The sequence below is a fragment of the Allofournierella sp. genome, from assembly GCF_048388525.1.
Classification (GTDB): Bacteria; Bacillota; Clostridia; order Oscillospirales; family Ruminococcaceae; genus BQOK01.
The window spans coordinates 12,417-27,219 of the sequence record NZ_DBGCTQ010000007.1; the positions used below are offsets into that span (position 1 = coordinate 12,417).

Consider the following 14,803-nt stretch of genomic DNA (forward strand, 5'->3'; position numbering starts at 1 on the left):
GTTTGTTCAAATTTTTTGTGCAAAAGTACATAAATCCATTGAAAAAATGTATTTTGAGGTATATTATGGAAATGTAAAACAAAAACGACTTGAAAATGAATGGAGATGTAAAAAGGCACAGACAGGGGAAGCATTCGGTACTGGATGAGATGCAAAAAGGAGGCTTAGCAGATGAAAAGGAAGCTCGTGTTGTTGTTTTGCGTATTGACGCTTGGGGGAGCCGTTTTTGCTGTGCCTGTTTCTGCGGGTGAGTATTGTGGCCCGTGGGAGGTTAGAAGTACGACTACTCGCTGCGACCCTAACCGTGTATGTACCATCGTGGGAAATCCGAACCCGTATATAGATGAAGTAACAGATCATATGGTTCAGACCTGCTATCGGGATGACGGAAGCACATACCAGCACACTGCGGAGGTCAAAAGGGAAGGCGGCTGCTGCCGCTAAGGCTGCGGCGGGACCTGCTGGATAAAAGCGGAACGAATACCGCGGCAAAATGCGATGGCTTTGCCGCGGCACTTTTATATCAGGGGAGAAAATGATGAAAAAGATATGGTGCGCGCTGGGCGCGGCAATGGTGCTGGCGCTTATGTTTTTGACCGCCTGCAATGAATCGGCAGTCGTTTCATCTGCTGGCAGTTCAACGGGCGGCAAAGCCACGCCCGTGCTGCCGAACGGCCAGTATACCAACGAGGACGGCCTGCTGGAGCTGCCGGGAATGGAGGGAACCGTCGAAGGGGATGGAAATATCCCGGCTCTTTTATCCTGGAAAGAATATGAAGAACTTTGCAACGCAAACGGGTTGGGGCTGCCGAGCGAAGCGTTTGCAGATAACGGGGAATACGAGGTGACCGTGTGGCCCAGCGAGGCCACCGGGGTCGCGGCGCCCCGGGGGATCCTGGCACGGGAAAGCGACCTTCTTGTGGCGGACGGCCAAAGCGGCCGGATCGCGGTGCTGGACAAGGAAGGAAACCTGATAAAAACGGTGGGGGAAATAGGGAACGGAGAGGAAGAGTTCCTGCGCCCCAGCGCGATCTTGAATTTTGAGGGGAATATCCATGTGCTGGACGGTGGGAACGACCGGATCCAGGTGTTAAACGAGCGGCTCGAATTTCAGCAGAGCTTTCAGCTGATACGTCCATCAGAATATGGCGACTTTTATAATTTTGCGTATGACCAAGCGGGGAATTTGTACCTCTCCAGAATGGACGTGAACTCGCAGAGGCTATACTGCTACCCCAGGGGCCAAAAGGGTGAGCCCACCCCCATCGGCGAGAACTGCTGCGCCGCCCTGGCTGAGAAAGAGGGCAAGGTGTACGCGCTGAATTTCGGTACATCCTACACAGAAGGCCCGGTTCCCGAGGATCCTCATCTTTTTGTGGAGGGCGGTATGGGGAGTGGGAACAACCATCTGTTCAGCGCGCAGCCGACGCAGATGACAAAAATTGCCGAGCTGCCCTTTGGCATTTCCGGGTCCTCCCTGCTGGCGACCCAGGACGGATTTTTGGTGTTTTCAGAGAGCGTGGGCCGTTTGCTGCAATTTGATGCCGACGGCGTTTTTGAAAAAACGATTGCAGAAATTCCGCTGCAAAGCCATTTCAGCTCTTATGTGGCGCAGGGGGAGGACGGGACCATGTATGTGACGGGCGAAGGAAATTCGAATATTTATGTGATCTCACGCAGGAAGGATCAGGGATAGGTGGGCTATGGAACAGGCAACGCCGGACGGATCGAAAAGGGGCAAATGGATGATGGCGCTGGTTTTCCTTGCGGGATGCCTTGTCACTGCGCTGGCCGGCGCGGCGGCGATGCGCCTGGCGGAAAAACCCGCCGCTGGCCCGAAAGCACCGGTGCGGGAATCTGTGGAGTATGGCGGTTCTTTTGCAGAGCTAGAGCTGGTGGATTGCAAGGGGAGAAAATGCAGCTTCCCCGAAATTAAAAATGAGTATGCGGCCGCATTTTTACTTTCGGCCGGCTGCAGATCCTGCGTTGAAGAGGCTGACGCCATTGGGGCGCTTACCTGTATTTTAAAGGGGGATTTTGCCGATGTGATTTTGCTGTGGCAAGACGAGATCCCCTGGGACATCTTAAGCGCAACGCCAATTGAAGAAACACAGAACCATAGCTGCGGAACGGCGCCTTTGGCGGGGGATCTGCCACGCTATTACATTTTGAATGACCAGGCCGAGGCCGTTTTTGTGGGGAAAAGCATGGATGAACTGATGCAAAAATTTATGGCCCTGGACACAATTGAAATGGAGGATCTGCAAAGTGCGGCGGATACATATCTTCAGGAACGCTTTACCGGTGAAATAAAGGAAGATCAGGTTAGAATGGTGGAATTTTCGATGATAGGCTGCAAAGATTGCGAGGCGGCGGCGCCAATCGTAACAAATATTGAAGCCCAGCAGGGAATCGAGATAAAAACCATTTACTGCGACAAACAAAATGTGCCGGAGAAACAAAAAGGCGAGGTGGATCACGGGAATGTTCTGGCGCACCTTTATGGTATTCGCTGGTATCCAAGCTTTGTGGTGTTTCAAGGCGATAAGCGGCTGATCGTGGGCCAAACTTCGCAGGAGGGGCTGAAAGCGGCGCTGCTGCAGGCCCTTGGCGGGCAAACAACGGGGCAGGGGCAAAATGGATCATAGAACAAAGCGAAAGGTTGGCGGCACAAGCTACCCGTTTGCGCTGTCGTTCAAGCTTGCGGCGCGCATGTGGAGGATAAACGGCATTGTTTTCGTCTCGTTTTTTTTGGCCATGACCGTGATCGTTTGCTGCACGGCCCTGATCAACAACTGGGTGGAAACGCGCCGATCGCGCTATGCCGTTTCGCAATTGGAACAGCTCAGCCTGTGCAATTTTACCGATACGCCGCTGCGGCCGCAGGAGATGGACGGCCTGCGCGACGAGCTGCGGGCAGAAGCCATTGCCGCCGACTCGCAGGTGGAGGCGATCGAAACGCCGGAGGCGGGAGAGCTTGAGGTGAAGGCGCTGTGCGGCGAGGTTACACAGATCTTTGAGGTGGAAATTTCGCAGGGGCGCTTTTTTACCCCGGAGGAACTGAACACCGCTCCCGCGATGTGCGTGGTGGGGCAGGTGACCGCAAAAAAGAAGGGGATCCGGGTGGGCGATTCCATAACCCTGCGCGACATCCCCTGCCGGGTGATCGGGGTCGCCGCGCTGGACGCAAACCAGCTGGACGTTCTTGTGCCCATGGAAACTTATTTTTTTGACCGGCCGAACGTTTTGCAGCAGCAGAGTGTTTACTGCGTTACAAACACCCCTTTGCAGAGTGCGGATTGCGAGATCGCTTTTCTGAAAGCCGGCCGGGAGGCGCAGATCCACCTGGTGCGAACGGCGGAACAGGAGCAGGCGCAAAGGCTGAAGCATACAAACGATTCCATAAGGGTATACGCCATCGCCGCCGTTGTGGCATTTTTGTTTGCCGCCACCAACATTTTTTTGATTTTGAAGGGCAAGTTTGATACCAAGCAGTATTTGTATGCCATCCAGCGCGCGCTCGGGGCAAAAAACAGCCAGATCTTTGCGCAGATATTGACCGAAAACCTGGGAATGGCCTGTTTGGCAAGCGGGGCGGCTTTGCTTGCGCTGCCTGCCGCCCTGGACCTTTTGGGGTTCAGCGCATTTTATTACCGCAGTGAGGTGGTGGCGGCAACAGCGGCGGCGCTTTCCGGGGCAACCTGCGCGGCAGCCAGCCTTCTTTTGTTTTGGAGCGCGATCCGGTTGCCGATCGTGGAAGTGCTGCAAAGGGAGGCGGGCAAGGTATGAGTTTCCTTTTAAAAAAAGTATCCAATAAACTGCGGCGAAACGCGGGGGCATATTTGTTTTTGATCTTGGAATTTGCGCTGGGCGTAAGCTTTTTGGTATTCGCACGCAACGGCTCGCTTTCGGTGCAGGGGCTGCAAAATTATTACGACACACACTACACCTCCACGACCGTGAGTATCTCCCCCAACCCCACAGGGGGCAATGCCGGCACAGAGCTTGCGCTCACACTGGAAGACGTCCAATATGTGCAGCGGCAATTCCCCCAGGCGGAAATGCGATATCAAGTGATGCAACCCCTGGACTTTTTGCAAAATGGACAGGTAAAAAGGGTTTATTTGCTTTACTGTGGTCAACCTGAATTCGGCAAAGGCGAGGCGATCGCCCTGGCGGGAAGAAGTGCAATGGATCTGCTGCAAAGCGGGGTGCAGGCAGATTTGGGGAAAATGTGCACTGTTGATAAAAACTCGCTGGCTCTGAACGGTCAAACTTTCCCCCTGGAGCCGCTTCCAAAACGGTTCGAAGGGGAAAGGGACACGGTGTTCCCCATCAGCGTCAACGCATTTTTTTCGCTGGAGGATGCGATCCTGCTTCCTGTTTGGCGGAAGGATACCGTGCTGCCGAAAACCGGTTACGCAATGCTGGAGTGGGATATCGCCGGGCAGGAATCAGCGCAAAAAAAGCTGGGAAGGATCCAGGAAACGTTGCTCCGCGCCCACGGCGAAAGCTATTCCTACGAAATACAATATCCACAGCGATTTTTTGAACGGAGCGTTTCAGACGGATTGCGGCTGCAGTCCATTGCCGGAAAGCTGGGGGTCTTGATGTTCCTTGAACTGCTGATCGGCTTTTCGGGGCTGATGCTGCTTTTTATGAAAAAGCGCGAAAAAGAGCTGGCGATCTGCCTGGCGATGGGGGCGAAACGGCGCACGCTTGCAGGGGAGCTCTTTTTTGAAATAGGTGTGGTGTGCGGTTTGGGTGCGGCAATCGGCGTTGCGGCCGGCAATGCAATGACGAGGGGGGCAAACAACCCGGAGCATATGCTGCAGATACAGGTACATGCAAGCGCCGCCCTGCCGGCAATTTTGGCGGCGATCCTGGTTACGGTCATCTCGGCTGCCCCTATGCTGCATAAAATTTATACCGCTGAACCGGACCGCATTTTGCGAGGTGAAACCTGATGCTGCGATTAGAGGATGTTAAAAAGACCTACAGAGGCCATGGCGTTTCCACAGAGGTGCTGAAGGGAATCAGCCTTACGATCAAGCAGGGAGAATTCGTTTGCCTGGTGGGGCGTTCAGGAAGCGGCAAAACGACGCTTTTGAACATTATCGGCTTAATGGACGCCGCCACGGGCGGCCGCTACTATTTTCAGGAACAGGAGGTAACCGCCCTCTCGCAAAATGCGCGCGCGGCGATCCGCAACCGGGAGGTCGGATATGTATTTCAGGCGTTCCATTTGATCTCGGAATTAAATGTGCTGGATAACGTAACCCTGCCCATGGGGTACGGTGGCGCCTGTGCGGCCAAGCGCAGACAGCGCGGAAACGAGCTGCTTGCGCTTGTGGGGATGGCCCACAGGGCTAAATACCCGCCGGCAGAGCTTTCGGGCGGGGAAAAACAGCGGGTGGCCATTGCAAGGGCGCTTGCCAATGAGCCCCGGCTCATTTTGGCAGATGAACCCACAGGCAACCTGGACTCCCAGAATGCGTGGGAGATCATGGGGATCTTAAAAAAGCTGCACCAGGAGGGGATCACCATTGTGATGGTGACGCACAACATGGAATTGACCGGCGGGTGTACGGCACTTTATACCCTTGACGACGGAAGGCTTGTAAAATGAAGAAGCACCAGTTCAACGAAGACTGAAAACGCGGAATGGGAGCCGGACAGGGAGTGGTTGAGGCGGCACCTTGCATATGAAGCATGCGGGAAGTACGGAAAAACGACGGTTTACTTTTTGAACGAAATATGCTAATATAAGTTATAAATCAATGGACTTGCCGGCGGTTGCGAAGGTGCGCGGCCGGACGAAAGCGATAAATTGTTTTGCAAAAGCCGGGCCATGCGGCCTGGCTTTTGTTGTGCGGGGCATACTAACAGGGAAACCCCGATAAAGGAGAAACGCAGATGGCAATGTTTGTGGACGTGGCAAAAATCAGCATCAAAGCCGGCAAGGGCGGCGACGGGGCGGTGAGCTTTCACCGGGAAAAATTTGTTGCGGCGGGCGGGCCGGACGGCGGCGACGGCGGCCGGGGCGGCAGTGTGATCTTTCAGGCCGACGACAACCTTTCCACCCTGATGGACTTTCGCTACCAGCGCAAGTACGCGGCGCAGCCGGGCGAAAACGGCGGCGCCGCCCGCTGCACCGGCAAGAACGCGCCGGATCTGGTGATCCGGGTGCCGCGGGGCACAGTGGTGCGGGAGGCGAACACCGGCCTTGTGATTGCGGATATCTCGGGCGACGGGCCGGTGGTGGTGGCCAAGGGCGGCCGGGGCGGCTGGGGCAACACCCACTTTGCCAGCCCCACCCGGCAGATCCCCAAATTTGCGAAGCCCGGCCTGCCCGGCGAGGAGTTCGAGGTGCGCCTGGAGCTGAAGCTGATCGCGGATGTGGGGCTGATCGGCTTCCCGAACGTGGGAAAATCGACCCTGATCTCGGTGTTGAGCGCGGCGAAGCCAAAGATCGCAAACTACCATTTCACCACCCTGTCGCCCGTGCTGGGCGTGGTGCGTGTGGGCCAGGAGCAGAGCTTTGTGGCGGCTGACATTCCGGGCCTGATCGAGGGGGCCAGCGAGGGCGTTGGCCTGGGGCACGACTTTTTGCGCCATGTGGAGCGCTGCCGTCTTTTGCTGCACGTGGTGGATGTTTCGGGCTGCGAGGGCCGTGAGCCGGCGGAGGATTTTGAAAAGATCAACGCAGAGCTGAAAAATTTCAGCGCCGAGCTGGCCGGGCGGCCCCAGATCGTGCTGGGCAACAAATGCGATATTGCCGCGCCGGAGCGGATCGAGGCGTTCCGGGCCTATGTGGAGGGATTGGGGCTGACCTTTTTGCCCGTTTCGGCCGCCACGAACCAGGGGCTCAAGAACCTGCCGGGGCTTGTGTGGGAACGGCTGCAGGAATTGCCCCCCGTGCAGGTGTATGAGCCGGAGTTTGTGCCGGCGGCGCTGGACGTGGGCGAGCGCCGCTACAGCATTGAGCAGACGGGCGAGCACGAATTCACCATTGACGCGCCCTGGCTGGAACGAATCCTGGCGGGCAGCGACGTGGACGACTACGAGAGCCTGCAATACTTTCAGCGGCAGCTGGCCGACAGCGGCATTCTGGCCGAGCTGGTGGAGCGAGGGGTGCAGGAAGAGGACACCATTAAGATCGGCGAGTACGAATTTGATTATATCTTCTAAAGGGGAAAACGAGAGTGCTGTTTGAAGTGGACGCACAGGTGGATATTCACGAGCAATCGCCCCTGAGCCTGGCGTTTGTGGGCGACGGGGTATTTGAACTGCTGGTGCGCCAGCGGCTGGTGGAGCGCACCCGCCTGGCGCCCGGCAAGCTGCACGCGGCCTGTGTAAAATACGTGTCGGCAAAGGGGCAGCACCGCGCCCTGGCCTGCCTGGAACCGCTGCTGACCGAAGAGGAGCAGGTTGTGCTGCGGCGGGGCCGCAATGCCAGCAAGGCCAGCGTGGCAAAGCATGCCACCCCCCAGGAATACAGGGCGTCGACAGGGTTTGAAGCGCTGTGGGGCTGGCTGTACCTCACCGGCCAAAATGAGCGGATCGGGCAGCTGTTTGAGGCGCTGTGGCAGAAGTTTGACCCCATGGCGGAGCAGCAGGGGTAAAAGAGAAGGCCGAGGCCGCAAGGCGGAAAAGTTTCCGCCCGGCGGTCCCGGCCTTTTGCGCGCAAAAACGCAAAGAATTGCTTATTTGCAGTTCTTGGTGCTGCTCTTGGCGTTCGAGGAAGAGCTGTTCCTGGCATTGGAAGAAGTGTTGTTCTTCGCATTGCTGCTGCTGTTGCGGGTGCTGGAATTGCTGCTGCTGTTCTTGGTGCTGGAGTTGTTGGAATTGTTGCTGCGGGTGCTGGTGCTGTTTTTGCTGATGTTGTTTTTAGCGTTGCGGTTTTCCATGGTTTTGTTTGCTCCTTTCAGTTATGAGGACCCGGCTGTATTTTTGGTACCGGTCCCTTCGCTGTTATTTTTACCCCGCCCCCGGCGGGTTATGCAAAGGTGGTGCCAGGATGCCCTTGGAATACTTTGAACAGCGGGAGCGGAGCCTTTTGGGCAGCCGCTGCGAAGCGCTGTACGCCGCGCCGGGGGAGCTTCCGGCCAGGGGGCTTACCGTGAACGGTCTGCGCTGCACGCCGGAACGGTTTGCCGAATTGGCGGACTTTGCGCTGGAGTCCTCGCCTTTTTGCGCCGAGGGATTTGTGGTGCGGGACCCGGCGTTCCGGCCGGGCAGGCATCCGTACCATCACGCGGGGGTGTTTTATTCGCAGGAGCCGTCGGCCAGCGCGCCAGCGGCCCTTTTGGAGGTGCAGCCGGGCATGCGGGTGCTGGACCTGTGCGCCGCGCCGGGGGGCAAATCCAGCCAACTGGCGGCTGCGCTGGGCGGGCAGGGGCTGCTGGTGAGCAACGAGTATGACCCCGGCCGGGCCGAGGCGCTGAAAAGCAACCTGGAACGCATGGGTGCGGCAAACGCGGTGGTCACCAATGCCGCGCCCGCCGCGCTGGCGGCTGCGCTGCCCGGCTTTTTTGACCGTGTGCTGGTGGATGCGCCCTGCTCGGGGGAGGGAATGTTCCGCAAGGAGCCCCAGGCCCTGGCACAGCACGGCCCGGCGCTGGTGCGGCAGTGCGCGGCACTGGGCGCGGGGATATTGAAAAGCGCCGCGGCGCTGCTGGCCCCGGGCGGGGTGCTGGTCTATTCCACCTGCACCTTTTCGCCAGAGGAGGACGAGGGCCAGGTGGGGGCGTTTTTGGCGGCACACCCTGATTTTGAACTGGCAGACTGCGGCGTGGATTTTGGCAGCCCCGGAGAGGAAAACCGCTGCGGCGAACACCCTTTTGACACGACAAAGGTGCGGCGAATCTGGCCCTGCCAGGGCGGCGAGGGACATTTTATGGCAAAATTCCGGAAAACAGGCGAAGGCGGGGGGCAGGCGTGGGCTTCAAAGCCGCCCCGCTGCGCCAAAGCGCCCCCCGAGTGGGCGGCGTTTGCGGAACAGTATTTTCCGTTCCTGGCCGGGCTGCCCTTGCTGGCGGCGGGGGAACTGCTGCTGCTGCCGCCGGCCGCCGGGCTGCCGCCCCTGCCCAAAGGCGTGCGGGTACTGCGCTGCGGGGTGGCGCTGGGGCGGGTACAGAAGGGCCGGTTTGAGCCGGCGCACCACCTGTTCACGGCGTTTGGAGCCCGGTGCGAAAACAAGGAAGAGTTTTTGCTGGCGGACAGCCGCACGGCCGCCTGGCTGCGGGGCGAGGAGATCGGGGCACAAACGGCCCGGCCCGGCTGGTGCTGCGTGATGGTGGACGGCTTCCCCCTGGGGGCCGGAAAGGCCAGCGGGGGGCGGGTGAAAAACCACTACCCCAAAGCGCTGCGCAATCTGGGATGAACAGTGCTTTCAGCGGCCGGGCCCCCGACGGGACACGGAAAAAGCTGTTTTGCGGCTGTTTTTGGCCGTTTTGCGGCCTGCCCCTCTTGCAAGACAGAGGGCAGGTGTGCTAAAATTATTTAGTTACAGATACTAGAATGGGCTGCAGCGGCCCATGATAAAACAGGAGGAACCCCATGTCCGGACATAGTAAATGGAACAACATCAAACGCAAAAAAGAGAAGACCGACGGCCAAAAGGCCAAGCTCTTTACAAAGGTGGGGCGCGAGATCGCGGTGGCTGTGCGCGCGGGCGGCGGCGACCCGGCTTCCAACGGGAAGCTGCGGGATCTTGTTGCCAAAGCGAAAAGCCTGAATGTTCCCAACGACAACATCCAGCGGATCATCAAGCGGGCCGAAGGCGGGGAAAAGGACAACTATGAGTCCATTACCTATGAAGGATACGGCCCCTGCGGGATTGCCATGATGGTGGAGACCCTGACCGACAACCGCAACCGCACCGCCGCCAACCTGCGCCATTACTTTGACAAGTTCGGCGGCAACCTGGGCAACATGGGGTGCGTGAGCTTTTTGTTTACCCAAAAGGGTGTGATCGTGCTGGATGGCGAGGGCCTGGACGAGGAAAAGGTCATGGAGGACTGCTTTGACGCCGGGGCCGAGGACTTTGACATGGGCGACGATGTGGTGGAGGTAACCACCAGCCCGGAGGATTTCTCGGCCGTGCGCCAGGCGCTGGAAGACAAGGGATACAGCTTTATTTCGGCCGATGTGGCCATGGTGCCCGCCACCTACACCGCCCTTGCCGGCGAGGACGACCAGAAGAACATGGCAAAGCTTTTGGACGCTCTGGAGGACGACGACGACGTGCAGAACGTGTGGCACAACCTGGAAAACGAAGAAGACCTGGACCGCTGAGCCGGCCGGGCGTTTGCGAAAGACCAGTGCGCAGGGGGCCCGCCGGGCAGACGGTGGGCCCCCTGCGCTACCCTGAGAAAAAGGAGGGCCGCTTGTATGGCCGAGACCATTCTGTGCCCCCACTGCCTGTCCCGCGTGGAGGTGGGCAAGGAGCAGTGCCCCTTTTGTGACAAGCCCCTGGTAAACTCGAACCCGCCGGGCACGCTGCCCTTTGCCGCCCTGTTGGGCGCGCGCTATACGGTGGGGCGGCATATCTCCACCGACGGCGAGGGAGTTTTGTACGCCGCGGTGGAAAACACCGGCGGCGTGCGGGTGATGCTGAAGGAGTATTTCCCTGTGACCCTGAGCGAGGGCCGTGCGGCAGACGGCCGCATCCTGCCCAAGGAGGGCAGGGAGGTGCTGTTCAAAACCACCCGCATGGATTTTGCCGACCTGTACCGCAGCGTGATGCGCATTACCCCAGCCACAGGGCTGGCCGCGGTGCTGGATGTGCTGGAGGAGAACGACACGGTTTACGCGGTGCTGGAGCAGGTGAGCGGCGAGACCCTGGCCCACTACCTGGCGGCGCACCCGCGCTGCATGACCCCGGCGGAGGCGCGCAGCATGCTGCAGCCTGTGATGGAGGGCGTGGCGGCCCTGCACAAGGCGGGGCTGGTGCACCGCGGTGTGAGCCCCGCAAACATTCTGCTTGCGGCCGGGGGCTCGGCCCGGCTGTGCGGTTACGGGACCCTGGGCCTGCGCACGGCGGGCAGTGAGCTGAAAAGCCAGCTGTACGACGGGTATTCTGCGCCCGAGCAGTATTCGCCTGCCGAGTTTGAGGGCCGCTATACCGACGTGTACGGCCTTGCAGCGGTGTTTTACCGGCTGGTGACCGGCCAGGCGCCGGTGAGCGCGGTGCAGCGCAAGGTGAGCGACAGCCTGCTTGCCGCGCAGGAGGTGGAGCCCGGGGTGCCGGGCTACCTTTCCAACGTGCTGGAGGCGGCCCTGGCGCTGGCCCCGGGCGACCGGCTGCAGAATGTGCCCGAGCTGATGGGAGCGCTCACCAGCCAGCGCGCGGCCGAAAGCCTTACAAGGCCGGAGCCACCCGCTCCCAGGGACGGGCGCATCAGTGCGAAAAGCTTGTTTGCAGGCAGTTTGGTGGTTATTCTGGTGCTCTTTTTGCTGCTGATGTGGAGCATCCTGGACCGAAACGCGCCGGCCGCCGAGTCGCAGCCTGCAAGCACGCCGCCGGCCTCCAGCGAGCCGGCGCAGATCAAAACGATCCCGGATTTTGTGGGGCTTACCTTTTTGCAGGTGAACACGGACCCGGAGTACAGCGCGGGCTACCGGTTTGATATCGTGTCGCAGGAATATAGCTCGGAGTACGGCAACGGGGTGATCATCAGCCAGGAGCCCGAGGCGGGCACCACCACCTCTGAGGAGAAAAAGACCATCAGCCTGGTGGTGAGCAAAGGGCCCGAGATGGTGGAGATGCCGAACATTGTGGGGTTCACCCGTGAGAGCGCGGAAAAGGAGCTCACCGACAACCATATCAAGGCCAGCTTTTTCCTGCAGGAAAACAACGGCGATTACGCCAGCAACTGCGTGGTGTATACCGATGTGGAGCCTGGCACCTTTATCGACGTGAACAAAACCATTGTGAACGTGTATATCGCAAAGGAGCGGGTGGTCTACGACCCGCCCGCGTCCACCGAACCCCCAGCGGAATAACAGCACACCCCCGGAACAACCCTGTGTTCCGGGGGCGTGCTGTTTTTATGCGGGCCTGTGCCGGGAGGCGCCCGGATTGTTACAATTCCTTCCTTTTGTAGATTTCGAGTGAAACAAAATAGGAGATCACAAAGAAACCGATGGAAACCAGTGCAAAAATGATGCCGACCAGTGATTTTACGCTGATTACAGAATTTTGGCGGGCAAAAGGCGCTGCAAACCGCAAAACGACCAGAAACAAAGCGGTGGCAATTCCTGCACACGCGAAGATGATGATCTCGTTTTTTTCGGTGCCGATCTTAAGCATAATGGGGTACATGAAAGAGGAAGTAAGCAGCGATAACGAAACCCCGAACGAAAGCCCAAAAATGAGAGCGTCCGCGCTTAATTTTTTAAAAACAAAAACGGTTAAGAAGGATGTGAAAGCGGACATAAAAACACCGCATAAAATCAGGATCAAAAACGATGTGTAGCGGGCTTTTACAATATCGCCCCTTCTTACAGGCAGGGTTATTTCAAAGTTGCTCCATTTTGAGGTGATGTCTGTATTCAATGCCGTGCCGATGTTTGCAATAAACATAAACGACTGCATGGCCAATATCATGGAAACAATGTTTTCTTCGCCACTTACAAGGGGGATAAATACAAGAACAAACGATATCCCAAAAGCAAGTTGCAGGTTTGCCCCCATGGAATAAAAATTATTCCTCAATAAACCTTTCATTCAGCGTTCCTCCCTGGTGAGCAGCGACAACAGTTCGTCGATGGTTGCGTGATCCACCAAAATGTTGGGGTGCTTTTTTATAAATGCGTTTTTGTCCTGCACCAACACCTCACGCTGCAGCCCCCGTTTGCGGGATGCAAGAAATTCCGATTTGTCGAGTTTTTCAAAATCACTTTGCTTCATGCGGGCGATCCCGTACTCGTAGATCAAGGTATCCTTCTTTTCCGCCAGAATGATTTTGCCGTTGTTGATAAAGGTGATATAATCGGAAATTTTTTCAAGGTCGCTTGAGATGTGTGAGGAGATCAGGATGGAGTTTTCCTCATTTTCGACAAACTCCAAAAAGACATCCAGGATCTCTTCCCGCACAACGGGGTCAAGGCCTGCGGTCGCTTCGTCCAAAATCAGCAGCATGGCTTTGTGGGAAAGCGCAACGCTGATGGAGAGCTTCATGGTCATGCCGCGGGAAAAGGTTTTTATTTTTTTGTTTTGCGGAATGCCAAACCGTTCAAGATAGGCAAAAAATAAATTGGCGTCCCAGTTTTTGTAAATGTCGCTTAACACCTTTTCTAATTTTCGGGGAGTCAACTCCCCCGAAAAATTCACGGCGTCAAACACCACCCCGATGCGGTCCCGCAGGGAGGTGGAACGATCGGTCATTTGCTGGCCGAAGAAATTTACCTCGCCGCTGTCTTTCTGGATAATGTTTAAAATTGTATTGATGGTGGTGCTTTTTCCGGCACCGTTTTTGCCCACAAACCCCATGATCGAACCCTTTGGAATGGTAAAAGAAACATTTTGCAGTTTGAAATTTGTGCCTTTGTAAGATTTGCACAGATCCTTGACTTGCAATGCGGACTCCATTTATTCGCCCTCCTCATAAAACAGTTTGAGCAGTTCGGTGATCTTATCCAGCGAAATGCCGCTTGTGCGGGCAAGCTCTGCGGCGGCAAGCAAATGCTCCTCCACGCGCTTTTGCTGTTCTTCCTGGATAAAGTCTTTGTTTTGCGCGGCCACAAAGCTGCCCCGGCCCACGGTGGTTTCGATAAAGCCGTCCCGCGTGAGATCCTCGTAAGCTTTTTGGACGGTTATGACGCTTACATGAATTGTTTTAGCGAGAGAACGCATGGAGGGAATGGGGGCGCCCGCCCCGAGCTCGCCGCTCATGATCATGGCCTTAAACTGCGAGGTGATCTGTTCATAGATCGGCTTGCTGGTATTGCTGCTGATGATGATTTCCACAGGATCCCTCCTTGTGCTGGATTAAATTGTAATACAATGTACTTGTTTAATAAGCACATTATATATCAGATAAGTACAATTTGTCAACCGGAATTGAGGCATAAGAGTGGCTGTTTTTTCCGATGTTGCCCAGACTGGCCGCTTTGGCGGCGAAGGCCGGGTCGGTTAAGAGAAGGGTGGAAAGAGGGCGGGAAATGTGATATCATATCTCCATCAAGAGGGTGGGGCAATACAGGCCGCTTATAAATAAAGGGGGGGCTGAACGATGTTTTATAACGCAAAGAATTGCAGCCTGAAAATAGACGATACACAGATGGACTATATAACGTTTGGGAAAGGGGATAAACCCCTTGTCATGATCCCTGGATTGGGGGACGCCTTAAAGACGGTGAAAGGTTCAGCGGCTGCTTTTGCGCTTATGTATAAGCTGTTTGCAAAAGACTACAGGGTATATGTGTTCAGCCGCAAAAACAAGCTGAAACAAGGCTGCTCCACCCGGGACATGGCCGCTGATTTGGCAAATGCCATGAACCGGCTGGGAATCACAAACGCTTTTGTTATGGGAGTTTCGCAGGGTGGGATGATCGCGCAATATCTGGCGATCGATTTTCCTGAGATGGTGGAAAAACTTGTGCTTGCCGTAACGCTGTGCAAACAAAACGAGACGTCAAAAAGAGTGATCTCCCGGTGGATCTTGCTGGCGGATAAAAATGACTTTAAAAGCCTTTTTGCCGATATGGCTGAAAAAATATATACGCCAAAACGTGCAAAAGCACAGCGCCCCTTTCATGCGATCCTGTCTGCTTTGATGAAACCGAAAAGCCTGGA

At 56.7% G+C, this 14,803-nt stretch carries 15 protein-coding genes; 12 read left to right on the plus strand and 3 right to left on the minus strand.

Features of this window, described 5'->3' with window-relative positions; translation table 11 throughout:
- The first annotated feature begins 538 nt into the window (after positions 1-538).
- The 11 genes from ACMLHZ_RS01020 to ACMLHZ_RS01070 all read left to right on the plus strand — a co-directional run bounded on the left by ACMLHZ_RS01020 (position 539) and on the right by ACMLHZ_RS01070 (position 12,009).
- Positions 539-1,696 (plus strand): hypothetical protein, encoded by a 1,158-nt coding sequence (locus ACMLHZ_RS01020; RefSeq protein ID WP_418665960.1) that lies wholly within the window; start codon positions 539-541, stop codon positions 1,694-1,696.
- Positions 1,697-1,703: 7 nt separating this feature from the next.
- Positions 1,704-2,648: a thioredoxin family protein gene (locus ACMLHZ_RS01025; protein WP_418665961.1), complete on the plus strand. Its 945-nt coding sequence runs from the start codon at positions 1,704-1,706 to the stop codon at positions 2,646-2,648.
- Positions 2,638-3,789, plus strand: a complete 1,152-nt coding sequence (locus ACMLHZ_RS01030) for an ABC transporter permease (RefSeq protein WP_418665962.1) — start codon at positions 2,638-2,640, stop codon at positions 3,787-3,789. Before ACMLHZ_RS01025 ends, ACMLHZ_RS01030 begins: the two co-directional genes overlap by 11 nt.
- Positions 3,729-4,967 (plus strand): ABC transporter permease, encoded by a 1,239-nt coding sequence (locus ACMLHZ_RS01035; protein ID WP_418665963.1) that lies wholly within the window; start codon positions 3,729-3,731, stop codon positions 4,965-4,967. Before ACMLHZ_RS01030 ends, ACMLHZ_RS01035 begins: the two co-directional genes overlap by 61 nt.
- Entirely contained in the window at positions 4,967-5,629 is a 663-nt protein-coding gene (locus ACMLHZ_RS01040) for an ABC transporter ATP-binding protein (RefSeq protein WP_418665964.1), read from the plus strand. Before ACMLHZ_RS01035 ends, ACMLHZ_RS01040 begins: the two co-directional genes overlap by 1 nt.
- 293 nt (positions 5,630-5,922) lie before the next feature.
- Positions 5,923-7,191 (plus strand): GTPase ObgE, encoded by a 1,269-nt coding sequence (obgE, locus tag ACMLHZ_RS01045; RefSeq protein WP_418665973.1) that lies wholly within the window; start codon positions 5,923-5,925, stop codon positions 7,189-7,191.
- Between the two features lie 14 nt (positions 7,192-7,205).
- Positions 7,206-7,625, plus strand: a complete 420-nt coding sequence (locus ACMLHZ_RS01050) for a Mini-ribonuclease 3 (protein WP_418665965.1) — start codon at positions 7,206-7,208, stop codon at positions 7,623-7,625.
- 85 nt (positions 7,626-7,710) lie between these two features.
- A complete protein-coding gene (locus ACMLHZ_RS01055) occupies positions 7,711-8,040 on the plus strand; it encodes a hypothetical protein (protein WP_418665966.1) in 330 nt (109 codons plus the stop codon).
- Entirely contained in the window at positions 8,021-9,385 is a 1,365-nt protein-coding gene (locus ACMLHZ_RS01060; protein ID WP_418665967.1) for an RsmF rRNA methyltransferase first C-terminal domain-containing protein, read from the plus strand. The genes ACMLHZ_RS01055 and ACMLHZ_RS01060 overlap by 20 nt, the downstream gene beginning before the upstream one ends.
- A gap of 176 nt (positions 9,386-9,561) precedes the next feature.
- On the plus strand, positions 9,562-10,299 hold the full coding sequence (locus ACMLHZ_RS01065; RefSeq protein WP_177563567.1) for a YebC/PmpR family DNA-binding transcriptional regulator: 738 nt from the start codon (positions 9,562-9,564) through the stop codon (positions 10,297-10,299).
- Between the two features lie 96 nt (positions 10,300-10,395).
- Positions 10,396-12,009: a protein kinase domain-containing protein gene (locus tag ACMLHZ_RS01070; protein WP_418665968.1), complete on the plus strand. Its 1,614-nt coding sequence runs from the start codon at positions 10,396-10,398 to the stop codon at positions 12,007-12,009.
- Between the two features lie 79 nt (positions 12,010-12,088).
- Here the strand turns inward: ACMLHZ_RS01070 and ACMLHZ_RS01075 are convergent, their stop codons facing one another.
- The 3 genes from ACMLHZ_RS01075 to ACMLHZ_RS01085 are packed head-to-tail and all read right to left on the minus strand — an operon-like array spanning position 12,089 to position 13,975.
- Complete coding sequence (locus ACMLHZ_RS01075; protein ID WP_418665969.1) at positions 12,089-12,733, minus strand: ABC-2 transporter permease; 645 nt, start codon at positions 12,731-12,733, stop codon at positions 12,089-12,091.
- The gene (locus tag ACMLHZ_RS01080) at positions 12,734-13,597 is read right to left on the minus strand and encodes an ABC transporter ATP-binding protein (protein WP_418665970.1); all 864 of its coding nucleotides are present in this window, start codon (positions 13,595-13,597) and stop codon (positions 12,734-12,736) included.
- A complete protein-coding gene (locus ACMLHZ_RS01085) occupies positions 13,598-13,975 on the minus strand; it encodes a GntR family transcriptional regulator (protein WP_418665971.1) in 378 nt (125 codons plus the stop codon).
- A 265-nt stretch (positions 13,976-14,240) separates the two neighbouring features.
- On the opposite strand from ACMLHZ_RS01085, the gene ACMLHZ_RS01090 reads away from it, so the two are divergent.
- On the plus strand, positions 14,241-14,803 hold a 563-nt coding region (locus tag ACMLHZ_RS01090; protein ID WP_418665972.1), incomplete at its 3' end, for an alpha/beta fold hydrolase.

Excerpts from the sequence above, each read along its gene's own strand:
- ACMLHZ_RS01025 (WP_418665961.1), top strand. The coding sequence starts at position 1,704 with ATGGAACAGGCAACGCCGGACGGATCGAAAAGGGGCAAATGGATGATG.
- ACMLHZ_RS01070 (WP_418665968.1), top strand. The coding sequence starts at position 10,396 with ATGGCCGAGACCATTCTGTGCCCCCACTGCCTGTCCCGCGTGGAGGTG.
- obgE (WP_418665973.1), top strand. The coding sequence starts at position 5,923 with ATGTTTGTGGACGTGGCAAAAATCAGCATCAAAGCCGGCAAGGGCGGC.
- ACMLHZ_RS01040 (WP_418665964.1), top strand. The coding sequence starts at position 4,967 with ATGCTGCGATTAGAGGATGTTAAAAAGACCTACAGAGGCCATGGCGTT.
- ACMLHZ_RS01020 (WP_418665960.1), top strand. The coding sequence starts at position 539 with ATGAAAAAGATATGGTGCGCGCTGGGCGCGGCAATGGTGCTGGCGCTT.
- ACMLHZ_RS01030 (WP_418665962.1), top strand. The coding sequence starts at position 2,638 with ATGGATCATAGAACAAAGCGAAAGGTTGGCGGCACAAGCTACCCGTTT.
- ACMLHZ_RS01065 (WP_177563567.1), top strand. The coding sequence starts at position 9,562 with ATGTCCGGACATAGTAAATGGAACAACATCAAACGCAAAAAAGAGAAG.
- ACMLHZ_RS01060 (WP_418665967.1), top strand. The coding sequence starts at position 8,021 with ATGCCCTTGGAATACTTTGAACAGCGGGAGCGGAGCCTTTTGGGCAGC.
- ACMLHZ_RS01080 (WP_418665970.1), bottom strand. The coding sequence starts at position 13,597 with ATGGAGTCCGCATTGCAAGTCAAGGATCTGTGCAAATCTTACAAAGGC.
- ACMLHZ_RS01075 (WP_418665969.1), bottom strand. The coding sequence starts at position 12,733 with ATGAAAGGTTTATTGAGGAATAATTTTTATTCCATGGGGGCAAACCTG.